Genomic DNA, 1,474 nt, shown 5'->3' with positions numbered 1-1,474 from the left:
GAGGTGGATGTTGAATCAGCACAAGACGCAGCTGTCACATCACAATCGATTCATCGACCACAGGACGTGCTCTAGCCACCTCTGCGAACGGTGCGGAAAGCACGAGTTCAGCATGTCGAGACGCAAAACCCAACCGCTTGGGAACGGCAGGGCATTCGGGTTAGGGGCTTGCCGAAAGGTTCGAATCCTGTCGGGTGCAGCATTGCCGCAGTTCGCTTGCCGACTATTCCTGCTGGAATTGACAGGGCCAATCTTCAGGCCTCGTCAAGCCAGAAGGCAACTCGGTCCGGGCGTCTCCGCAAGCCATGTTGAGCTGCCACTGGGACAGACCCGCCGAATTGGAAAGGTCGACGCCCTCGATACGGGTCAGAAAGAAAAAGGCGCGGTCAAAGTCGATCGGCGCGGTGAACGTCGCTCCTCGGAAGTCCGCCCGTGCGAGATTGGCAAACGAGAAGCGGCTGCCGCTGATATCGGCGTCATGGAACTGCGCACGCCCCAATTCTGCCTTTGTGAAATCAACGTTGGTCAGATTGGCGTCCTGGAAATTCGAGCGCTGCATTTCCGCGCTCGCAAACACAGCGCCCTGCGCGTCCATACGGCTGAAGTCGGTCCTGTAGGCCTCGATTCTGTCGAACCGGGCGCCTTTGGCGGTCGAGTCGGCCAGGGAAGCACGCACAAGCGTTGCCTTCTCAAGATTTGCCGCAAGGAGATTGCTGTTCCTGAGGTCGGTCGAAGTGAAATCAACACCGAACAGGTTCGCCCCGCTCAGGTCCTGTCCTTCTAGGATGAGAAGCTTCTTGTCACACTCGTGCCAATTGACGCCAGGCGTCGCGGCTGCGTGGCAATTGTGAGCAGCAGTGGCGTTCTGCCAAGCAAACACAGTGCAAACCGCTAGAACCAAGCCGGATGCGGCGCAAGCTCTGGTTCGCCTCAAAGTCATTGTTGCTGGACCTCTGCTACTCGCCGACACTCAACCTGACCACATCTGCTGACATTCGAGAGTGCTCCTCGTCTACACCACCGTCAACCCGGGAGCAGAGGACATGGCGACGGTCGCCGCAGATGCGCAGCGGACGTCAACAATGGGGAGCCTGCTCGGGTGCTGACCGCCACCGCCGGCGTCCGCTGCCGACAAGCGTGAATCCGCTTGGGTCCGCACCGATCGGTACTTCCCGACGGTGAGGCGACCCGGCACGGGGTGCTAGTCGCGTATCCTGATTCCGCTGTCGCATGAACCCCACGAGCGAGGCCGAAGTTGATCTCTGCCATCTACCAGGTCGAAGCATGAACCCCGCATATTTGTGTCGTAAGCTGACGTGCCGCGAATACGCCGTTTTCGGTAGGCGGGCTTTATGGCGGGCTCGCAACCTATTCTTTGATTTTTATCATTGTAAACAAATTGCCCGACCTGAGACATAGGTGACGTTTTGTACCGGACACATAGGTAACACTTTTGGCTTTTGGCCGGAGGTGT

At 58.2% G+C, this 1,474-nt stretch carries 1 protein-coding gene; it reads right to left on the bottom strand.

Annotation, left to right across the window (positions count from 1 at the left end; translation table 11 throughout):
* Positions 1-223: 223 nt before the first annotated feature.
* Positions 224-940, bottom strand: coding sequence for a pentapeptide repeat-containing protein (locus AC0L25_RS32315; protein WP_473599166.1), 717 nt, complete (start codon positions 938-940; stop codon positions 224-226).
* Positions 941-1,474 lie beyond the last annotated feature (534 nt).

This window comes from Mesorhizobium sp. WSM4813 (assembly GCF_055811555.1).
Note: the sequence above shows the minus strand (reverse complement) of the source record. Positions and strands in the feature narration are given on the sequence as shown.